The organism is Streptomyces panacea (assembly GCF_040560175.1).
Taxonomy (GTDB): domain Bacteria; phylum Actinomycetota; class Actinomycetes; order Streptomycetales; family Streptomycetaceae; genus Streptomyces; species Streptomyces panacea.
On sequence record NZ_JARJHW010000065.1, the window covers coordinates 1 to 19,066 of the forward strand.

The 19,066-nt window shown below is 71.8% G+C and carries 16 protein-coding genes; 8 read left to right on the plus strand and 8 right to left on the minus strand.

Annotation, left to right across the window (positions count from 1 at the left end):
- Positions 1 to 1,265: M16 family metallopeptidase (locus P3L51_RS17400; protein WP_354606157.1), on the minus strand; the 1,265-nt coding region annotated here is incomplete at its 3' end.
- Positions 1,266 to 1,460: 195 nt separating this feature from the next.
- On the opposite strand from P3L51_RS17400, the gene P3L51_RS17405 reads away from it, so the two are divergent.
- Together P3L51_RS17405 and P3L51_RS17410 are read left to right on the plus strand one after the other, a co-directional pair.
- Positions 1,461 to 1,643 (plus strand): LxmA leader domain family RiPP, encoded by a 183-nt coding sequence (locus P3L51_RS17405; RefSeq protein WP_354606158.1) that lies wholly within the window; start codon positions 1,461 to 1,463, stop codon positions 1,641 to 1,643.
- Between the two features lie 88 nt (positions 1,644 to 1,731).
- Positions 1,732 to 1,914 carry an LxmA leader domain family RiPP gene (locus P3L51_RS17410; protein WP_354606159.1) on the plus strand — a complete coding sequence of 61 codons (183 nt, stop codon included), beginning with the start codon at positions 1,732 to 1,734 and terminating at the stop codon, positions 1,912 to 1,914.
- A gap of 129 nt (positions 1,915 to 2,043) precedes the next feature.
- Here P3L51_RS17410 and P3L51_RS17415 read toward each other — a convergent pair whose 3' ends face one another.
- Both P3L51_RS17415 and P3L51_RS17420 read right to left on the minus strand, forming a co-directional pair.
- Positions 2,044 to 2,514, minus strand: coding sequence for a hypothetical protein (locus P3L51_RS17415; protein WP_354606160.1), 471 nt, complete (start codon positions 2,512 to 2,514; stop codon positions 2,044 to 2,046).
- Positions 2,511 to 2,783, minus strand: coding sequence for a helix-turn-helix transcriptional regulator (locus P3L51_RS17420; protein ID WP_354606161.1), 273 nt, complete (start codon positions 2,781 to 2,783; stop codon positions 2,511 to 2,513). The genes P3L51_RS17415 and P3L51_RS17420 overlap by 4 nt, the downstream gene beginning before the upstream one ends.
- Positions 2,784 to 2,954: 171 nt before the next feature.
- Between P3L51_RS17420 and P3L51_RS17425 the strand changes: the two genes are divergently transcribed.
- Together P3L51_RS17425 and P3L51_RS17430 are read left to right on the plus strand one after the other, a co-directional pair.
- Positions 2,955 to 3,953 (plus strand): LLM class flavin-dependent oxidoreductase, encoded by a 999-nt coding sequence (locus P3L51_RS17425; protein ID WP_354606162.1) that lies wholly within the window; start codon positions 2,955 to 2,957, stop codon positions 3,951 to 3,953.
- Positions 3,946 to 4,992, plus strand: a complete 1,047-nt coding sequence (locus P3L51_RS17430; RefSeq protein ID WP_354606163.1) for a phosphotransferase family protein — start codon at positions 3,946 to 3,948, stop codon at positions 4,990 to 4,992. Before P3L51_RS17425 ends, P3L51_RS17430 begins: the two co-directional genes overlap by 8 nt.
- 49 nt (positions 4,993 to 5,041) lie before the next feature.
- Here P3L51_RS17430 and P3L51_RS17435 read toward each other — a convergent pair whose 3' ends face one another.
- The 4 genes from P3L51_RS17435 to P3L51_RS17450 all read right to left on the minus strand — a co-directional run bounded on the left by P3L51_RS17435 (position 5,042) and on the right by P3L51_RS17450 (position 13,582).
- Positions 5,042 to 8,872 (minus strand): ABC transporter ATP-binding protein, encoded by a 3,831-nt coding sequence (locus tag P3L51_RS17435; RefSeq protein ID WP_354606184.1) that lies wholly within the window; start codon positions 8,870 to 8,872, stop codon positions 5,042 to 5,044.
- Positions 8,873 to 9,234: 362 nt separating this feature from the next.
- The gene (locus P3L51_RS17440) at positions 9,235 to 10,920 is read right to left on the minus strand and encodes a thiamine pyrophosphate-binding protein (protein WP_354606164.1); all 1,686 of its coding nucleotides are present in this window, start codon (positions 10,918 to 10,920) and stop codon (positions 9,235 to 9,237) included.
- Positions 10,917 to 11,930, minus strand: a complete 1,014-nt coding sequence (gene speB / locus P3L51_RS17445) for an agmatinase (protein ID WP_354606165.1) — start codon at positions 11,928 to 11,930, stop codon at positions 10,917 to 10,919. Before speB ends, P3L51_RS17440 begins: the two co-directional genes overlap by 4 nt.
- Before the next feature lie 107 nt (positions 11,931 to 12,037).
- Positions 12,038 to 13,582 carry a sodium:solute symporter family protein gene (locus P3L51_RS17450; protein WP_354606166.1) on the minus strand — a complete coding sequence of 515 codons (1,545 nt, stop codon included), beginning with the start codon at positions 13,580 to 13,582 and terminating at the stop codon, positions 12,038 to 12,040.
- Positions 13,583 to 13,744: 162 nt separating this feature from the next.
- Between P3L51_RS17450 and P3L51_RS17455 the strand changes: the two genes are divergently transcribed.
- The 3 genes from P3L51_RS17455 (at position 13,745) to P3L51_RS17465 (ending at position 17,427) form a co-directional block, all read left to right on the plus strand.
- A complete protein-coding gene (locus P3L51_RS17455) occupies positions 13,745 to 15,181 on the plus strand; it encodes a PucR family transcriptional regulator (RefSeq protein ID WP_354606167.1) in 1,437 nt (478 codons plus the stop codon).
- 153 nt (positions 15,182 to 15,334) lie between these two features.
- The gene (locus P3L51_RS17460) at positions 15,335 to 16,492 is read left to right on the plus strand and encodes an acyl-CoA dehydrogenase family protein (protein ID WP_354606168.1); all 1,158 of its coding nucleotides are present in this window, start codon (positions 15,335 to 15,337) and stop codon (positions 16,490 to 16,492) included.
- 20 nt (positions 16,493 to 16,512) lie between these two features.
- On the plus strand, positions 16,513 to 17,427 hold the full coding sequence (locus tag P3L51_RS17465; RefSeq protein WP_354606169.1) for an acyl-CoA thioesterase: 915 nt from the start codon (positions 16,513 to 16,515) through the stop codon (positions 17,425 to 17,427).
- A gap of 112 nt (positions 17,428 to 17,539) precedes the next feature.
- Here the strand turns inward: P3L51_RS17465 and P3L51_RS17470 are convergent, their stop codons facing one another.
- On the minus strand, positions 17,540 to 18,328 hold the full coding sequence (locus P3L51_RS17470; RefSeq protein WP_354606170.1) for a phosphatase: 789 nt from the start codon (positions 18,326 to 18,328) through the stop codon (positions 17,540 to 17,542).
- A 211-nt stretch (positions 18,329 to 18,539) separates the two neighbouring features.
- Here P3L51_RS17470 and P3L51_RS17475 point away from each other — a divergent pair, with 211 nt between their 5' ends.
- Positions 18,540 to 19,025: a peroxiredoxin gene (locus P3L51_RS17475; RefSeq protein WP_354606171.1), complete on the plus strand. Its 486-nt coding sequence runs from the start codon at positions 18,540 to 18,542 to the stop codon at positions 19,023 to 19,025.
- Positions 19,026 to 19,066: the final 41 nt, after the last annotated feature.

Here is a 19,066-nt window from a genome sequence, read left to right on the forward strand (position 1 = left end):
TGCGAGGCGCGCAGCCGGGCGGCGGCCCGGCTCACCTGTTCGCCGGTCACCCCGGTCCGTATCAGCTCGGGCAGCCGTTCGGTCAACTCGGCCTCGCCGAAGAGCATTTCCCGCGCGCCGAGGAGCTGGGCCCGGGTGCCCGGGTCGCCCAGTTCGCGCAGCGCCCCGGATGCCCAGCGGGCGGTGGTGGCGCGCAGCAGCCCGGCGTCGACCTCGCTCTCGGCGAGGGTCGTCAGCACGGTGTCCAGCGCGTCGGTGACCCGCCCGGCGTCCCCGTCTCTCCCGCTTCCCCCGCCTCTCCCGCTTCCGTACACGGCGAACAGCGTCAGCAGGTCGGGCCCCCTCGTGTCCAGCGGCAGCCCGAACAGCCCGCAGCCCACCGACAGGCTCGACACCCCGGTCGGCGCCCCCGGCCCCCGGCGCAGCAGCGCGTGTCTGCCCTGCCCCAGCAGCGCCGCCAGGACGAGGTACGCGAGGTAGTCGGCGCGCTCGGTCACGGGATCCGGCATCCGGTAGCCCACCGCCACGGCGGGCAGCCCGGCGTGCGGGTCGGTGACCGACAGCTCTGCCCCCGCCCGGGGTTCCGGTTCGGGGGCGACCGGCGCGGCCACCGTGGGACGGGCCGGCAGAGGCTCGAAGCAGCGGCGTACGAGGCGTTCCGCCGTGTCCGGGTCGAACGCGCCGGTCAGCGTCACCAGGGCATTTCCGGGACCGTAGTGGTCGATGAAGAATCGCTCGCACAGCGGGATGTCGAGGGCGGCCAGATCGACGGTCTCGCCGTATCCGTCCCGCGCGTTTTCCGCGCGGGTGTGCAGGGCACGCGGCAGCACCCAGGGAAAAGCGCCGTACGGACGATTGCGCACCATGAGACGTATCTCTTCGTCAATCACCGCGGTCTGTGTGCGTAGATTCCGCGGGGAAATACGCGGTGAACGCATTCGGTCCGCTTCAAGATCGAGCAGCATTTCCAACGCGCCCGCGGGAGCCGCGGCGTAATAAACCGTCAGGTCCTGTCGGGTCTTGGCGTCTCCCAGGCCGCCGGCGCGCTGTACCTGGGGCAGGTATCCGCCGGGTGGGCTTCCGCGGCCGCCCTGGACCATGAGGTGTTCGAAGAGATGGGCAAGACCTGTGTGCCCCTTGGGCTCGGTCCGGAAACCCACTCCGTAGTGCACGGCGACGCCGATTGACGCGCCGGTCGGATTGGGTGCGAGCAGCACCCGCAGACCGTTGTCCAATACCAGGCGGCGCAGCTGATTCCGGGTCATCCGGGCGAGCATAGACGGGGTCAACTACGGGCTCAACGGGGCCCGTTGACCGAAAGCGGTCAGTGTCCGAAAGCGGTCAACTCCATTGCCAGCGCGGCACCGGTGGCGGAATGGTGCTGGCACAGCCGGAGAGCGTGATTCCCCAATTGCCGATCCGGTCACCGTTCATTCTCGCTATCGTCCAAGGGAGTTGCCTTGAACACTCAGTCCCTGATCAGCGGCTACGCCAGCTACGCCGACGCCGAGGAGCTCGTTCCCGCGGTGGACGCCCCGGGCGGCACCATCACCATCACGGTGACCTCGTCGCAGGCGTGCATCTCCGCCGCGTCCGCCATCTCGGCCGTGTCGATCGACAACACCTTCGACCACTCCTGCTGAACCGGCGACGGTCGGCACTCGCCGATCCGGTCACCGTTCACCGCTCATCCGAAACGTTCGAGTCGTTCGAATCTCTCAAGGAGTCGCAATGAACACCCAGTCCCTGATCAGCGGTTACACCAGCTACGCCGACGCCGACGAGATCGTCGCCGCGGTCGAGGCGCCCGGCGCGACCATCACCGTCACGGTGACCTCGTCGGCCGCGTGCATCTCCGCCGCGTCCGCCATCTCGGCCGTGTCGATCGACAACACGTTCGACCACTCCTGCTGAACCGCGTAACCGTCTGAGCGCGACGCACCACGCACCACAGCACGACGCATGACGCATGACGCACGACGCGAACAGGGCGGGTGCCCACCGCCGCAATCGGTGGGCACCCGCCTCACCGTGTTACCCGCCCTACTCGTCCCGGAAGCTCTCGCTGTCCTCGCCGTCCATACCGGACAGCCCCAGGAGCATCGAGGGCAGCGCGGCGGAGGTCAGCATCAAGGTGGTGAGCAGCGCGGGAATCCGCTCGATCACGTCGGGCTCGTTCTGGAAGGCGACCATGACCAGTACGACCGCCATGCCGGCGCCGACCGCGCACTGGTATCCGATGAACACGACCCGGTTGCGTACGACCCGCTCGCGTTCGTCGAGCCCGGCCACCGGCCGTTCGGCCAGGCCGCGGGTCATCGAGCGCAGCATGCCCCACAGCATCAGCCAGACGACGAAGGCCACGAGCCACCAGGAGTCGGAGAAGGCGTTGCCGTCCGAGATCTGTGACAGCACCACCATCGCCACGCTGAGCGCGCCGAGCGCGATCGCCATCGGCCGCAGGGGACCCCGGGCCACCGTCGCCGTCTCGTCGGAACCTTGGTGCGGCGTCACGAGCGTTCCTCCTTGTTGTACAGCTGGGCGGAGAGCGGGACGAATGGCTTACGGCTGAAGATCGCCTCGACCGGAAGTCCGAACACGTCGCTGAGCCGGAACGCCAGATCGAGACTCGGGAAGTAGTCGCCCCGCTCGATGGCACCGATCGTCTGCGGGTGGACCTCCACCGAGCCGGCGAGCGCGACCCTGCTGAGACCGCGCTCGGCGCGCAGGACTCTCAGCTGGTTGTAGATCGGCGATCCCTCGCGATGACTCACTGGGCTCATACGAAGAAGATAAGGGAAACACAACATTCCGTCAAGGAACGACAACAGATACAGTGAGCAACAGGCACCGCGCGCCAGGCGCGGCGGCCGGAGCAATCGCCCACACAGCTACCGCAAACAGCCAAAGTCACAGCTATCAGCTATCAGCTATCAGGGAAGGTGTGCTGCCTCGTGACCACCGACGCCTCCGACCGGTCCACGCTGCCGAGCATCCTCGTACCGAGCATGCCGGACACCACCGAGACCGTCCGTCCCTACGCCGAGCTGGTGCGCGACGGCGACGCGCGCCGCGTATGGATGGGCCAGTCGCTCAAGGTGGAGACGCACCAGGTGTTCGCGCATCTGGCCGGCGCCGGGGTCCGCGTCCCGGTCGGCACCAGCGTGACCCTGATGCCGCTGCGCCACCCGTACGAGGCCGCCCTCCAGGCCCGTTCGCTGGCCCTGACGACGGGTCACCCGGTGGTGGCCGGCTACGGCGTCGGCGCGCCCGCCTTCGTACGGAGCCTGAACGGGCGGCCGTACGACAGCCCCCGCACGATGGCCGCGGAGTATCTGCGCACGGTCCGCTCCCTGCTGGACGGCGAGATCGTCGACCACGCCGGTGACTACCACGCGCTGCGCGGACGCCTGATGCCGATGGAACACCCGCGCGTGGAGGTCGGGGTGGGCGTGCTGCGCCCCAACATGGCGCGCACCGCGGGCGGTGTCGCCGATGTCGCCATCACCTGGATGACCCCGCCCGGCTATCTCGCCGAGACCCTGATCCCCGCCCTGGACGAGGGCGCCAAGGAACGGGACTCCCGGTGCCGGGTCGCGACCGTCGTCCATGTCGCCGTCGACCGGCCGAAGCGGGACCCGTACGTCCTGGCGCACACCGCCGCCGCCGGGCACCTCGCCGCCGACCACTACACGGACATGCTGCGCCGGGCCGGAGTCGCGGCCGACCCGGCCGACCCGCGGGCGGGTGCCGTCTCCCTGGTGGACAGCGGGACCTATGTGTACGGCTCCGCCGACCACATCGCGGGCGTGCTCGGCGAGTACAGGGACGCCGGAGTGGACGAGGTGATCCTCAACTGCGGCGGCGTCCTCTTCACCGAGGGCGAGGCCGCCGCTCTCAAGGACGCGCGGGAGATCGTCGAAGCGGTCCGCCGGCGGGACGGCCGTGGCTGACCAGGCCGGCGCCCCGGCGGTCCCCGCCGCGGTACGGCCCGCGGGGGCCGCCGGATCCGTGACCGTACGCGAGTACGGCACCCGGTATCTGCGGATCAGTGTGCGGTACCACGGCGACGCCCGATTCAGCTGGCTGCGCGTCCCCGGACCGGCCCACGACCGGCCGCAGGTGCCTCCCTCGCCCGCGGCCGGGGTCGCGCTGCGTCGGGTGGACGCCGCCGTCGCGCGCGACGGCTCCGGTGCGCGGCTCGCCCTCGGCGAGTGGGAGGCGCCCTCCGAGGAGGGCGGCGTGGTGTACCGGGTACCCGGCGCCGTCTCGGTCGCCCGGCTGCTGCCCTCCGGTGACGAGACCGCCCACCGGCTCTCCGTACGGGCGTTGGCGGACGTGGGCGGGACGCTGCGGCGGCTGCACGAGGTGCCGTGGGAGTTCGGGGAGCCCGTACCGCCGCACCACGGCGTACGGCGGCTGCTGGCCTGGGTCTCCGGGGCCGCTCCCGACGGGGACGGCGCCCGGCTGCGCGCCCTGGCCCACGACCGGCTCGGCCCCCGCCTGTGGACCCGGCTGACCGAATGGACCGCCGCCGCCCAGGAACCACCCGGCAGGGGAGGAGCGGTCCTGCTGCACGGCGCCCCGAGCACCGGCTGGCTGGTCCCCTCCCCTGCCGGTGACAGCGTCCTGCTCACCGGCGAAGAGGTCACCGGCGGCGACCCGGCGCTCGACCTCGGCTGGGTCCTCGGCGAACTGCACGAGCTGCGTTCCGCCGCCACGCGCGGTCTCGGCGCCGCCGGCCAGGGCCCGCCGGTGGACTATCCGGTCGCGGCCCGCGCCCTGCTCGCCGGCTACCTCCGTACGAAGGACGGTCCGCGGGACGCCGCCGCGGAGCTGCCGCCCGGCACCGCCCGCGCCGCCACCCTGCGACTCGCCGTCCATATGCGGGACTTCGCGTCCTTCGTCGGCTGGCACGAGGATCTGCGCCGCTACGCCGACCTGCTGGCCGAGACCCTCGACGCGGACGGCGCCCCCACCTTGCGGTGGTGAGCGCCTCCGTAGGAACCCGCCGTCACACCCTGCCGGTCCGGACCCGCCGTCACGCCCCGGCGACGATGGCACGCTCGCCCTCGGGCCGCTGCTCGCCGATGAAGCTGCGCCACAGCCGGGCGTACGAGCCGTCCAGCGCGAGCAGTTCAGCGTGCGTGCCGTCCTCCACGACCCGGCCGTGGTCCATCACGACCACCCGGTCGGCGCGCGCCGCCGTCGTCAGCCGGTGCGCGACGACCAGCGTCGTGCGCCGCCCCGACAGCCGGTCCGTCGCCTGGTTGACCAGCCCTTCGGAGGCGAGGTCGAGCGCGGCGGTCGCCTCGTCCAGGAGCAGCACGTCCGGGTCGACCAGCTCCGCGCGGGCCAGGGCGATCAACTGCCGCTGACCCGCGGAGAGGTTACGGCCCCGCTCGGCGACCTCGTGCAGATAGCCGCCGTCCAGCGTGGCGATCATCTCGTGCGCGCCGACGGCGCGGGCCGCCGCCTCCACCTCGGCGTCGGTGGCCCCCGGCCGCCCGTAGGCGATGGCGTCGCGCACCGTACCGGCGAAGAGGTACGCCTCCTGCGGTACGACGCCGAGCCGGTGCCGGTACGCGGTCATGTCCAGGTCGCGCAGGTCGGTGCCGTCCGCCGTCACGCGCCCGGACGTCGGGTCGTAGAAGCGGGCGACGAGCTTGACGAGTGTGGACTTGCCCGCGCCCGTCTCGCCGACGAAGGCGACCGTCTGCCCGGCCGGGATACGGAGGTTGATGCCCATGAGGGCGGTCTCCTCCCGGACCGGGGCCTTGACCAGCTGGACCGGGGCCTTCGCCGGTACGGCGGCCTCGTCCGGATCGCCGGCGCCGCCGCCCTCCGCCAGGCCGCCCTCCAGGGTGCCGTACGCGAAGTGCACGTCCTCGAAGGCGATCTCGCCGCGCAGCGACGGCACATCGACCGGCTTCTTCGCCGCCTCCGTGGACGTCGGCTCACGCAGCAGCTCCTGGATGCGCCCCAGCGAGACCGTGGCCTGCTGATAGCCGTCGAAGACCTGCGACAGCTGCTGCACGGGCGCGAAGAACAGCTCGATGTAGAGGAGGTACGCGACGAGCGCTCCGGTCGTCAGCGTCCCCGCCTCCACCCGGCCCGCGCCGACGATCAGTACGGCCGCGGCGGCCACCGACGACAGCAGCTGGACGAACGGGAAGTAGATGGAGATCAGCCACTGGCCGCGCACCCGCGCCTGCCGGTAGTGGTCGCTGCGGCCCGCGAAGCGCGCCGCGCCGTCCTTCTCGCGCCCGAAGGCCTGGACGATGCGCAGCCCGGACACGGACTCCTGGAGGTCGGCGTTGACGACGCTGATCCGCTCGCGCGCCAGCTCGTACGCCTTGACGCTCTTGCGCCGGAAGAAGACGGTGCCGACGATCAGCACGGGCAGCGTCGCGAAGACCACCAGCGCCAGCTCCACGTCGATGACGAGCAGCACGACGAGGATGCCGAAGAAGGTGACGACGGAGACGAAGGCGGTGACGAGCCCGGTCTGGAGGAAGGTCGACAGGGCGTCGACGTCCGTCGTCATACGGGTCATGATGCGGCCGGTCAACTCGCGCTCGTAGTAGTCGAGTCCGAGCCGCTGGAGCTGCGCGAAGATCTTCAGGCGCAGCGAGTACAGGACGCGCTCACCGGTGCGGCCGGTCATCCGCGTCTCGCCGATCTGGGCGATCCACTGGACCGTGACGACGAGCAGGCCGAGCAGGGACGCGGCCCATACCGCGCCGAGCGCGAGCTGTCCGACGCCTTCGTCGATGCCGTGCCTGATCAGGACCGGCAGCAGCAGGCCCATTCCGGCATCGACGGCGACGAGCGCGAGGCTGGCCGCCAGCGGGGGGCCGAAGCCGCGCAGCAGCCGGCGCAGCCCGTAGGACGACTCGGAGTCGACGGCGCGGGCCTCGTCGATCGACGGAACGTCGGTGGCCGGTGGCAACGCCTCGACCTGTGCGAGCAGTTCGGGGGTCGCGCCGGGCGCGGCGGACTCCTCGGCGGGCGCCTCCTCGCGTTCCCACAGGGTGGGGGTGATGCCGCGTTCCGCGTCGAACTCGGCGTCCAGCTCCTCCTGGACGGTGCGGTCGTCCTCCGGCGATGTGCCCCCGACGACGGCCGGGACATGGCCCGGGGACACGCCGCCCAGCTCGTCGGGGTCGGTGAGCAGCTTGCGGTAGAGGGCGGACCGTTCCTGGAGTTCGTCGTGGGTGCCGATGTCGGCGAGCCGTCCCGCGTCGAGCACGGCGATGCGGTCGGCGAGGCCGAGGGTGGAGCGGCGGTGGGCGATGAGCAGCGTCGTACGGCCGGCCATCACCGAGCGCAGCGCCTCGTGGATCTCGTGCTCGACGCGGGCGTCGACGGCGGACGTGGCGTCGTCCAGGAGCAGCAGGCGGGGGTCGGTGAGGATGGCGCGGGCCAGGGCGATGCGCTGGCGCTGGCCGCCGGAGAGCGTCAGGCCCTGTTCGCCGACGGTGGTGTCGTACCCGGCGGGCAGGTCGGCGATGAAACGGTCGGCCTGGGCGGCGCGGACGGCGCGTTCGATCTCCTCGTCGGTGGCGTCGGGTTTGCCGTAGGCGATGTTGGCGCGGACCGTGTCGGAGAAGAGGAAGCTGTCTTCGGGGACGAGCCCGATGGCGGCGCGCAGTGAGTCGAGGGTCAGTTCGCGTACGTCGTGGCCGCCGACGAGGACGGCGCCGTGCGTCACGTCGTAGAAGCGCGGCAGGAGCAGCGACACGGTGGACTTGCCGCTGCCGGAGGAGCCGACGACGGCGACGGTCTCGCCGGGGCGGATCTCCAGCGAGAAGCCGTCGAGGACGGTGCGGCCGTCCGCGTAGGAGAACGTCACGTCGTCGAACTCGACCGACGCCTCCACGTCTGTCGGGAGGTCCTTCGTGCCGTCCTGGATCGAGGGCTCGGTGTCGATGAGTTCGAGGACCCGCTCGACGCCGGCGCGGGCCTGCTGGCCGACGGTCAGGACCATGGCGAGCATCCGGACGGGGCCGACGAGCTGTGCGAGGTAGGTGGAGAAGGCGACGAACGTGCCGAGGGTGATCTGGCCGCGCGTGGCGAGCCAGCCGCCGAGCGCGAGCATCGCGACCTGCCCGAGCGCCGGTACGGCCTGGAGGGCGGGGGTGTAGCGGGAGTTGAGCTTGATCGTACGCAGCCGGCCCGCGAACAGTTTGCGGCTGGCGGCGCGCAGCTTGCCGGTCTCCTGGTCCTCCTGGCCGAAGCCCTTGACGACGCGTACGCCGGAGACGGAACCGTCGACGACTCCCGCGACGGTCGCCGCCTGCGACTGGGCGTACCAGGTGGCGGGGTGCAGCCGGGTCCGGCTGCGGCGGGCGATGTACCAGAGGGCGGGGGCGACGGCGAGTGCGACGAGGGTCAGGGGCAGCGACAGCCACGCCATGATCACGAGGGAGATGACGAAGAGCAGGACGTTGCCGATGGTCATCGGCAGCATGAAGAGCAGGCCCTGGATGAGCTGGAGGTCGCTGGTGGCGCGGCCGATGACCTGTCCGGTGGACAGTTCGTCCTGGCGGCGGCCGTCGAGCTTGGCGATGGTGCCGTACATCTCCGTACGGAGGTCGTGCTGGACGTCCAGGGCGAGGCGTCCGCCGTAGTAGCGGCGGATGTACGTCATGGCGTAGATGACGACGGCGGCGGCTATCAGAAGGCCGGTCCAGACGCCGATGGACCGGGTGCCGGTGCCGATGACGTCGTCGATGACGACCTTGGTGATGAGCGGGACGAGGGCCATGACGGCCATGCCGGCGAGTGAGGAGCCGAGGGCGAGGCTCACGTTGAGCCGGTAGCGCCAGGCGTAGCCGACGAGGCGCCGGGCCCAGCCGGCGTCCCTCAGGTCTGCTTTCCGGTCCGCTTTCCGGTCCGCTTTCCGGTCCGCTCTCTCGTCCGTCCGGGTCGTGCCCGCCCCGCTGTCGCCTGGCTCCCTGCTCTCGGGGTCCGTTCGCTCCGCCGCCACTGTCGCCGCCCTCCGTTGCCCTGCCGCTTGTCGGTACGCGGGCGTCCCCCGTGGACCCCCTGCCGGAAGGCATCAACGCGCCCACGTGCGGATTTCATCCCGCTGCAACAAATACCCGTCGCCGGACCCACGCGCTCGCCGGAGGGACTGGGGCGTGTCCGCGAAGTCCCGCCCGGCCCGCGAGCGGGACGGCGCGGCTTCGCGGGCGCGCCCTGGGACTGATGACCGAGTGGCCGCCTCGCTTATTCGCCGGCCAGGTGTGTGGGGGCGAACAGCTTCAGGAGCGCCGGGAGCACGACCACCGACGGGCCGGGGGCCGCCAGCGCCTTGGACAGATCCTCCCGCAGCGCTTCGGGGGTCGTACGGACCGCGGGCACCCCGAAGGACTCGGCGAGCGCGACGAAGTCCGGGCGGGCCAGCTCGGTGCCGGTGGTCTCGCCGAAGGCGTCCGTCATGTACTCGCGCAGGATCCCGTAGCCGCCGTCGTCCACGATCAGCCAGGTGACGGGGAGGTCGTACTGCCGGGCCGTGGCCAGCTCGGCGATCGAGTACATCGCACCGCCGTCGCCGGAGACCGCGAGGACGGGCTTCGTGACGTCGGCCGCGGCCGCGCCCAGGGCCGCCGGGAAGCCGTAGCCGAGACCGCCGGCGCCCTGGCCGGAGTGCATCGGTCCGGGCCAGGCGGACCAGGCCCAGTAGGCGAGGATCGTCATGTCCCAGAAGCTGGGCGAGGTGGCGGGCAGCGCTTCCCGTACGGAGGCGAGCACCCGCTGCTCCAGCTCCAGGTCCTGGGCGTCGAGCCGGGCGCGTACCTTCGCCAGGACCGTACGGACGGCGTCCCGCGCGGCCTCGGCGCCCTCTCTGCCGGTCACGGACTCCAGCAGCGCGGACAGCGCCTCCCGCGCGTCGGCGTGGATGCCCAGCGCAGGGAGGTTGGACTCCAGCTTGCCGAGGTCGGCCTCGATCTGGATCACCCGGCCGCGCGGCTGGAACGTGTAGTAGTTGGAGGACAGTTCGCCGAGCCCGGAGCCGACGACCAGCACGACGTCGGCGTCCTCCAGGAAGTCGGTGGTGTGCCGGTCCTCCAGCCAGGACTGGAGCGACAGCGGGTGCTCCCAGGGGAACGCGCCCTTGCCGCCGAAGGTGGTGACGACGGGGGCGGCAAGCTTCTCGGAGAGGGCCCGCAGCTTGCCCGCGGCGTCCGCTCGTACGACTCCGCCGCCCGCGATGATCACGGGGCGTTCCGCGTGCGACAGGGCGTGCGCCGCCACGGCGATCAGCTCGGGGCGCGGCAGCAGTTCGCGCGGGGTGGCGTCGACGGCGGTGACGAGCGGCAGCGTCGTCTCCTTGAGGAGGACGTCCTGCGGGATCTCGACCCAGACGGGTCCGTGCGGCGCGGTGAGCGCGGACTCCCACGCGGCGGCGATGGCGGACGGGATCTGGGAGGGCGCCCGGACGAGGTGGACGGACTTGACGATGTCGCGGAACGAGGCCTGCTGGTCGCGCAGTTCGTGGAGATAGCCGTGCCGGCCGCCGCCGAGGCCCGCCGACGGGATCTGGCTGGAGATCGCGAGCACGGGCGAGGACGCCGCGGCGGCCTCCTGGAGCGCGGCGAGTGAGGTCAGCGCGCCCGGCCCGGTGGAGAGCAGCAGGGGCGCGACCTCGCCGGTGACGCGGCCGTAGGCGTCGGCGGCGAATCCGGCGTTGTTCTCGACGCGCAGCCCGATGTAGTCGAGGTCCGAGCGGCGCAGCGCGTCGAACATGCCGAGCGCGTGCTGGCCGGGCAGGCCGAAGACGGTGGTGGCGCCGAGGCCGTGGAGCGTCTCGACGACGAGGTCGCCGCCGTTGCGCCCTGCGGGCGGGTTCAGGGCCTGTGCGGTCTGCTCGGGGGTGTACCGGGGGATCTCGTGGTGGTGGTCGTGAGTCACTTCGCGCGGTCCTCCGCGATCTGGCGGGACATGATCGTGGTCAGCTCGTACGCCGTGTGGGAGGCGGCGACGGAGGTGATCTCCGCGTGGTCGTACGCCGGGGCGACCTCGACCACGTCGGCGGAGACGAGGTGGCAGGAGGCCAGTCCCCGCAGGATTTCGAGGAGTTCGCGCGAGGTGAGCCCGCCCGCCTCGGGTGTGCCGGTGCCGGGCGCGTGGGCCGGGTCGAGCACGTCGATGTCGATGGAGATGTACAGCGGGCGGTCCCCGATGCGCTGCCGGAGCTGGTCGGCGACCTCGTCGACGCCGCGCCGCATGACGTCGGCGGAGGTGACGATGCCGAAGCCCATCCGGTGGTCGTCGTCCAGGTCTTTCTTTCCGTACAGAGGCCCGCGTGTGCCGACGTGCGACAGCGCCTCCGTATCGAGGATGCCTTCCTCGACGGCCCGGCGGAACGGGGTGCCGTGGGTGTACTCGGCGCCGAAGTACGTGTCCCAGGTGTCGAGGTGCGCGTCGAAGTGGAGCAGCGCGACGGGGCCGTGCTTCTTGGCGACCGAGCGCAGCAGGGGCAGCGCGATCGTGTGGTCGCCGCCGAGGGTCATCAGGCGCGCGCCGGTGCCGAGCAGGTCGTCGGCCGCCGCCTCGATCGTGTCGACGGCCTCGTTGATGTTGAACGGGTTGGCGGCGATGTCACCCGCGTCGGCGACCTGCGCGAGCGCGAACGGCGACGCCTCCTGGGCGGGGTTGTACGGGCGCAGCAGCCGGGACGCCTCGCGGATCGCGTTGCCGCCGAAGCGGGCGCCGGGCCGGTAGGACACCCCGCTGTCGAAGGGCACTCCGACCACGGCGACGCCGGCGGCCCCGACCTCGTCCAGCCTGGGCAGCCGGGCGAAGGTGGCGGGTCCCGCATACCGGGGCACGCGGGAGGAGTCGACGGGCCCGCGCGGGCCGCTCTCCTGGCTCTCGGCCGCTCCGGTACCGGGGGTGTCGGGTCCTGCTGCGCTGCTCATGCTCGTCGAGCCCTTTCGTGGTGCGTGTACGTATCCAGCATGACCCCAGCCACTGACAGCCGCTCACAGCGGCGCCGCCGGTGGGCGCGGTCGGGGCCGCGCGGGGCTCAGCTCGTGCTTCCGGTGGGCAGGGACGGCTCCCGGGAACCGTCCCCGGCCCCGTCGGTCTTGTCCGTGCCCGCCGTGCCATCCGTGCCCGCCGTGCCCGCCGACCCTTCGCCCGCGAGTCGGGCGCGCCACGCGGCCAGCACGGCCGCGTCCGTCGGCTTCGTCGCCAGGCTGACGAGGACGTAGACCGCCAGCGAGGCGATCAGGCCGTAGTAGATGGGCTCGTTGGCCAGGATGCCGTACGCGGTCATCAGGCCGACCACCGACAGTCCGCCCACGATCATCGCGGCCAGCGCGCCCTGCACGGTGCCGCGCTTCCACAGGAGGCCGCCGAGGATGGGCACCAGCAGGCCGCCGACAAGGAGGTTGTACGCGACGGTCAGTGCCCCGACGACGTCGTTGAGCGCGATGGCGATGCAGATGACGGCGAGGCCCATGACCAGGATGAAGGCACGGTTGTCCCGCACCTCGTCCCGCTCCCCCACGGCGTCCGACCGCCCGTCCCGCTGCCCGACCAGCTCCCGCAGCCGCGCCCAGATGTCGTTGTTGGCGACGGTGGCGCAGGCGATCAGCGCGCCCGAGGACGTCGACATCACGGCGGCGAGGGCGGCGGCGAGCACCAGTCCCCTTACGCCCGGCGGGAGTTCGTCCTTGACGATGGTGGCGAACGCGTCGTCGGCGCTCGGCAGCGTCGGGTAGAGGACCTTGGCGGCGGTGCCGATGACGGCTCCGGCTATCGCGTAGACGAGACAGTAGGTACCGGCGACGGTGCCGCCCCAGCGGGCGGTCCTGTCACCGCGCGCGGTGAACACGCGCTGCCAGATGTCCTGCCCGATCAGCATGCCGAAGGTGTAGATCAGCACGTACGTGAAGATCGTCTCGCCGCCGATGCCCAGCGGGTCGAAGTACTCCGTAGGAAGCTTCGCCTTCATCTCGCTGAAGCCGCCCGCCTTCACGACGGCGATGGGCAGCAGGAGCAGCAGCACACCGATCGTCTTGACGACGAACTGCACCATGTCGGTGAGCGTGATCGACCACATGCCGCCGAGCGCCGAGTACGCGACCACGATCGCCCCGCCGAGGATGATCGCGACGGTGCGGTGCATGTCGAAGAGGACGTCGAAGATCGTGGCGTACGCGATGGTCGAGGTGACCGCGAGCATCAGGGTGTAGGCCCACATGACCAGCCCCGAGATGATGCCGGCGCGTCCTCCGTACCGAAGGTCGAGCATCTCGGAGACGGTGTAGACCTTCAGCCGGGCGATACGCGCGGAGAAGAACACCGACAGGGCCAGCAGCCCGAGGCCGATGGTGAAGACCATCCAGGCGCCGGAGAGGCCGTACTGGTAGCCGAGGCCGACACCGCCGATGGTGGAGGCGCCGCCGAGGACGATGGCGGCCATGGTGCCGGAGTACATCCAGGGGCCGAGCCGGCGGCCCGCCACCAGGAACTCGCTCTTGGACTTGGCGCGGCGCATGCCCCACCAGCCCATGGCGAGCATGCCGGCGAGATAGACGACGATCACCGCGTAGTCCACAGCCATGGGGCTTCCTCCTGATCGACTCCGGGGGATACCGGGGGTCCGGTCGGGTCCGGTCGGGTCCGGTCGGGTCCGGTGTTGTGCGAGTCGACGGTAGGTGGCCGGAAAGGAACGCTGAAGTGTACGTTTCATCCATTCTTTCCACCGCCGATGGATGGACCGTCCATGCCGGAACCCTCCGCTCCGCCCACCCCGCCGGTCCCGCTGGCCGCACTGCTCGCGGACGGCACGCTCGGCCTGCGCCTGATCGCGGGTCTGCCGGACGCCCGTACGGAGGGGGTGGCCGTCCACTGGGTGCACACCTCGGAGATGGCCGATCCGTATCCGTACCTGCTCGGCGGTGAGCTGCTGCTGACGGCGGGCGTACAGCTCACGGACGCGCACGCCGACACCTATGTGAGGAGGGTCGTCGAGGCGGGCGCCACGGCGCTCGGCTTCGGGGTCGCGCCGGTGTACGACACGGTCCCGGCCGGCTTGGTCGAGGCGTGTGACCTCCATGGGCTGCCTCTGTTGGAGATCCCCCGGCGCACGCCGTTCACCACCGTGGCGCGCGGGGTGTGGCGGTTGATGGCCGAGGCCCGCCACCGCGAACTGCGCCGGGTCACCGAGGCGCAGCAGGGCCTCGCGGCTGCCGCCGCCCGCCCCGACCCGGTCCCCGCGGTGCTGCGCCAGCTCGCGGTCCGCCTCGGCGGCCGTGCGGTGCTGTTCGCCCCCGACGGCGCGGAACTGCACGCCACGGGCCGGGACCCGGCGCCCGGATCCCGTACGGCGCTGGTCCGGCTGTCGCGCGTGGTGAACCCGCCGCACGGCACGGCCGCCGACACCGTCGGGGGCGCGCGCCTGTCCGCGTACGCGCTGGGCGGCGGCCAGGGCCTGGTCCTCGGCGTCGCCGCCGGAGGCCGGGAGGCCGGGGACCACACCGTCACGGGCGCGGCGGTCGTCCTGCTGTCGCTGCTCACGGCGCCGCACCAGGGTGCGGCGGAGGCGGCGCGCTCGGCGGCGCTCGTACAGCTCCTGCTGGGCGCCACACCCACCGAGGCGGCGCCGCTGCTCGGGCCCGGCCCGTGGACCGTCGTCCACGCGCGCGGCGGCGACACGCCCTTCGCCGCGTCGGCGCTGGCGGCGGCGCTCGGCAGCGCCCTGGCCGAGACGGACGGCGCCACGATCCGCGTCCTCACCGACCGCCCGGTCACCGCCCAGCCGGGCTGGACGCTCGGGGTGAGCGCGCCGGCCGCACCGGCCGCGCTGGCCGAGGCCGACGCCCGGGCGGCACGCGCGCTGCGCCGCGCGGAGGCGACCCGCACCACGTTCGTCCGCCACCACGAGCCGGACCCGAACGCCCTGACGGCGCTCCTCCCTCCTGAAGAGGCCGCGGCCCACGCGCGTGCCCGCCTCTCCCCCCTCACCGACTCCCCCGCGCTCACCGAGACCCTGCGCACCTGGCTGTCGCTGCACGGCAGTTGGGACCGCACGGCGGTGGCCCTGACGGTCCACCGCAACACGGTGCGCCAACGCATCGCCCGCTGCGCGACGCTGCTGGACGCGGACCTGGACGAGGCGGACGTACGGATGGAGTTGTGGTTCGCACTGCGGTGGCTGTGAGCCCGGACCTGCCGGGGGCCGTCTCCCCAGGAGGCTGTGACGCCCGCAACCCCCTGGGCGTCTGGACACCTGCGCGAACTCCCCGGTAACTTGGGCTGAGCAAGCGCTTAGACAAGACGACTCAGACCGCTCAGACCGAAGGAGAGGGCTTCCGTGCGCCGTAGCGTTTACAACGAGGACCACGAGGCGTTCCGGGAGACCCTCCGCGCCTTCATCGAGGCCGAGGTCGTCCCCGTCTACGACGAGTGGTACGCCGAGGGCCTGGTCCCGCGTGAGTTCTACTACAAGCTCGGCGAGCTGGGCATCTTCGGCATCGAGGTGCCGGAGGAGTACGGCGGCGCGGGCGAGGAGTCCTTCAAGTTCCAGGCGATCGTCTCCGAGGAGTGCGCCCGCGCGGGCGTCTCCTTCGGAGGTTCGAGCGTGCATGTCGCGCTCTGCCTGCCGTATGTGAAGGCGTACGCCACCGAGGAGCAGAAGAAGCGCTGGCTGCCCGGCTTCGTGACCGGCGAGAGCATGTACGCCATCGCCATGACCGAGCCCGGCACCGGCTCCGACCTCGCGGGCATGAAGACCACGGCCAAGCTCTCCGCAGACGGTTCGCACTACGTCCTCAACGGCGCGAAGACCTTCATCACCGGCGGCGTGCACGCCGACCGCGTCATCGTCTGCGCCCGCACCGCCCCGCCGAGCCCGGAGGACCGCAGGCACGGCATCTCGCTCTTCGTCGTGGACACCAAGTCCGAGGGGTACGCGGTCGGCCGCAAGCTCGACAAGCTGGGCCTGAAGTCCTCGGACACCGCCGAACTGTCCTTCAGCGACGTCCAGGTGCCCGTCGACGATCTGCTCGGCGAGGAGAACAAGGGCTTCTCCTACCTCGGCCAGAATCTGCCGCAGGAGCGCCTGGGCATCGCCGTCGGCGCGTACGCGCAGGCGTCGGCCGCGATCCGGTTCGCGCAGAACTACGTCCAGGACCGCACCGTCTTCGGCAAGACCGTCGCCTCCTTCCAGAACACCAAGTTCGAACTGGCCGCCTGCAAGGCCGAGGTCGACGCCGCCGAGGCCGTCTGCGACCGCGCCCTCGAAGCCCACGACGCGGGCGAGCTGTCCGCCGCCGAGGCCGCGTCGGCGAAGCTGTTCTGTACGGAGGTCGCGCACCGCGTGATCGACAAGTGCCTGCAACTGCACGGCGGCTACGGCTACATGAACGAGTACCCGATCGCCCGCCTGTACGCGGACAACCGCGTCAACCGCATCTACGGCGGCACCAGCGAGGTCATGAAGATGATCATCGCCAAGTCCATGGGCCTGTAAGGCCGTAAGCGATCAGCACCATGAACGCACTGGAGTCCCTCCTCGACCTGCTCGACCTGGAGCGGATCGAGGAGGACATCTTCCGCGGTCTCAGCCGCTCCGCGGCGATCCCGCGCGTCTACGGCGGCCAGGTCGCCGCGCAGGCCCTGGTGGCCGCGGGCCGTACCGTCCCCGCCGACCGGCCGGCCCACTCCCTGCACGCGTACTTCCTGCGCGCGGGCGACCCCGGCGCGCCGATCGTCTACACGGTCGACCGCATCCGTGACGGCCGGTCCTTCACCACGCGCCGGGTCGTGGCCGTCCAGCACGGTCAGCCGATCTTCCACCTCTCGGCGTCGTTCCAGAGTCACGAGGAGGGCCTGGAGCACCAGGCCGGGATGCCGCCGGCGCCCGACCCGGAGACTCTGCCGACGGCGGCCGAACTGCTGCCGCGCTACGCGGAGCGGTTCGTCGACCCGTCCGTCGCCGACCGGCTTGTGGACGCGCGCGCCGCGGTGGATCTGCGGTACGTGGACGCCCCGCCGTACGCCACGGCCGGGCAGCCGCGCGAGGCCCGCTCGCAGGTGTGGTTCCGCACGGTCGACAAGCTCGCCGACGACCCGCTGCTGCACGTCTGCCTGGCGACGTACGTCTCCGACATGACGCTGCTCGACTCGGTGCTGCTGGCGCACGGCAGGGGCGGCTGGGCGACCGGTGACATCGTCGGGGCGAGCCTGGACCACGCGATGTGGTTCCACCGTCCCTTCCGCGCGGACGAGTGGCTGTTGTACGACCAGACGTCGCCGTCCGCGTCCGGTGGCCGGGGACTGGGGCAGGCCCGGATCTACACGCGGGACGGGCGGCTGGCGATCTCGGTGATCCAGGAGGGCGTGATGCGTGTACCCAGGGAACCCGGCGACGGTGGGACCGGCGGGCCCGGGGCAGGGCGCGACTGAGCCCGGCCGCTGCTCTCAGCGCCGGGCTGCTGTGGTGCCGTGGGACCGCTCGTGCCCCGGTACCGCTCGTGGGGGTGCGTGCCGTCCTTGGGAGAGTGCGCCGCCGTGGGGCTCAGACGGTGTTCGTGAGGCCGGCCCCGTTCAGCAGGTACTCCGTCATCGGGTCGTAGAAGCGCGGGTCGGTGACGTGGTCGTCCAGCGGGACCGTCACCTGGAGGGTGCCCTCCGCCTCGCCGATGAACAGGGCCGGGTCGTTGCAGTCCGCGTACCCGATGGAGTCGAGACCCCGCTGGCCCGCGCAGCCCGCCCAGCCGTGGTCGGCGAGCACCAGGTCCGGCTGGGGTCTGCCGTCGCGCTCCAGGCCGTCCAGGATGGCCCGCATCGGCTCGGGCGAGTGGGTGTGCCAGAGCGTCGCCCCGCGCTCCAGCATCGCGACGCCCGCGAACTGGAAGAGCATGCCCTCGTCGGCCGTGAGGCCGCCGGGGATCCGGATGATCTCGCAGCCCGCCAGCCGCAGCGCGTCCGCCGTCTGCCGGTGCACGTCCAGCAGGCCACCGGGGTGCCCGGTCGCGAACAGCACGCTCTCGCGGCCCGCCGCCGCCTTGCGCAGCCGCGCCGCCATCCGGTCCAGGGCGTCGACGGTCAGCTCGGGGTCGATGGTGTCCTGGCCGTGCCGGTGCTCCGGGTCGTCGTTGACCCCGCACCGCTCGGCCATCACGGCGAGCACGTCCTGCTCGTCGGTCCAGCGGTCGCCGAGCTCCAGGCCCAGCCAGAAGTGGCGGTCGCCGTTGGCGAGCTTGCGATAGTGGGAGAGGTTGTTGTCCCTGGGTGTGGCCACGTCTCCGGCGATGCGCGTGCGGACGAGGTGGTCGACGAGAGCTTCGCGGCTGGGTATCGGCATGAGCCCATTGTGCCGTCAGATGTACGCGCGGTGCCGCTCGTCCCGGTGACTGGACGTACCGGGCGCAATCCGAGGCGGCGTCGGCGCCGAAGATGACGACGGGACCACAGACCGGAAGACGACCAGGACAAAGACGACGAAGACGACGACACGTGCGTGACGAGCGGGGTGCCCGGACAGCGGTGCACCCGAACCAGCAAGGGAGCCTCTTGTGGCAGCATCACCCGGCCTCGGCCGTCCGGTGGAGAACTTCGCCCTGCCCGGCGGGGTGCTCGACGGGGACGACACCTTCGTACGGAGGGAGTACCGCCTCGACGAGCGGCGGGGCCACCCGCTGGTCCTCGCCTTCTACCCCGGCGACGACACCAGCGTCTGTACCAAGCAGTTGTGCTCGTACTCCAGCGGTCTGGAGACGTTCACCGACCTCGGCGCCGAGGTGTGGGGCGTCAGCCCGCAGGACGTCGACAGCCACGAGGCGTTCGCCCGTAAGTACGGCCTGCGGATCCCGCTGCTCGCCGACACCGAGCGGACGGTGGCGCGGGCGTTCGGGATCGCCGCGCCCGGGATCGGGCTGCGCCGCGCGGTCTTCCTGATCGCGCCGGACGGCACGCTGCACTGGAAGCACGTGGCGCTGCTCGGCGCGACGTTCCAGCCGGTGGAGACGCTGGCCAGGGAGCTGGCCGACCTCACGGTCTGACGCCCGCCGCGGCGGGCCGGCGGACCGCCTTCCAAAGCGGA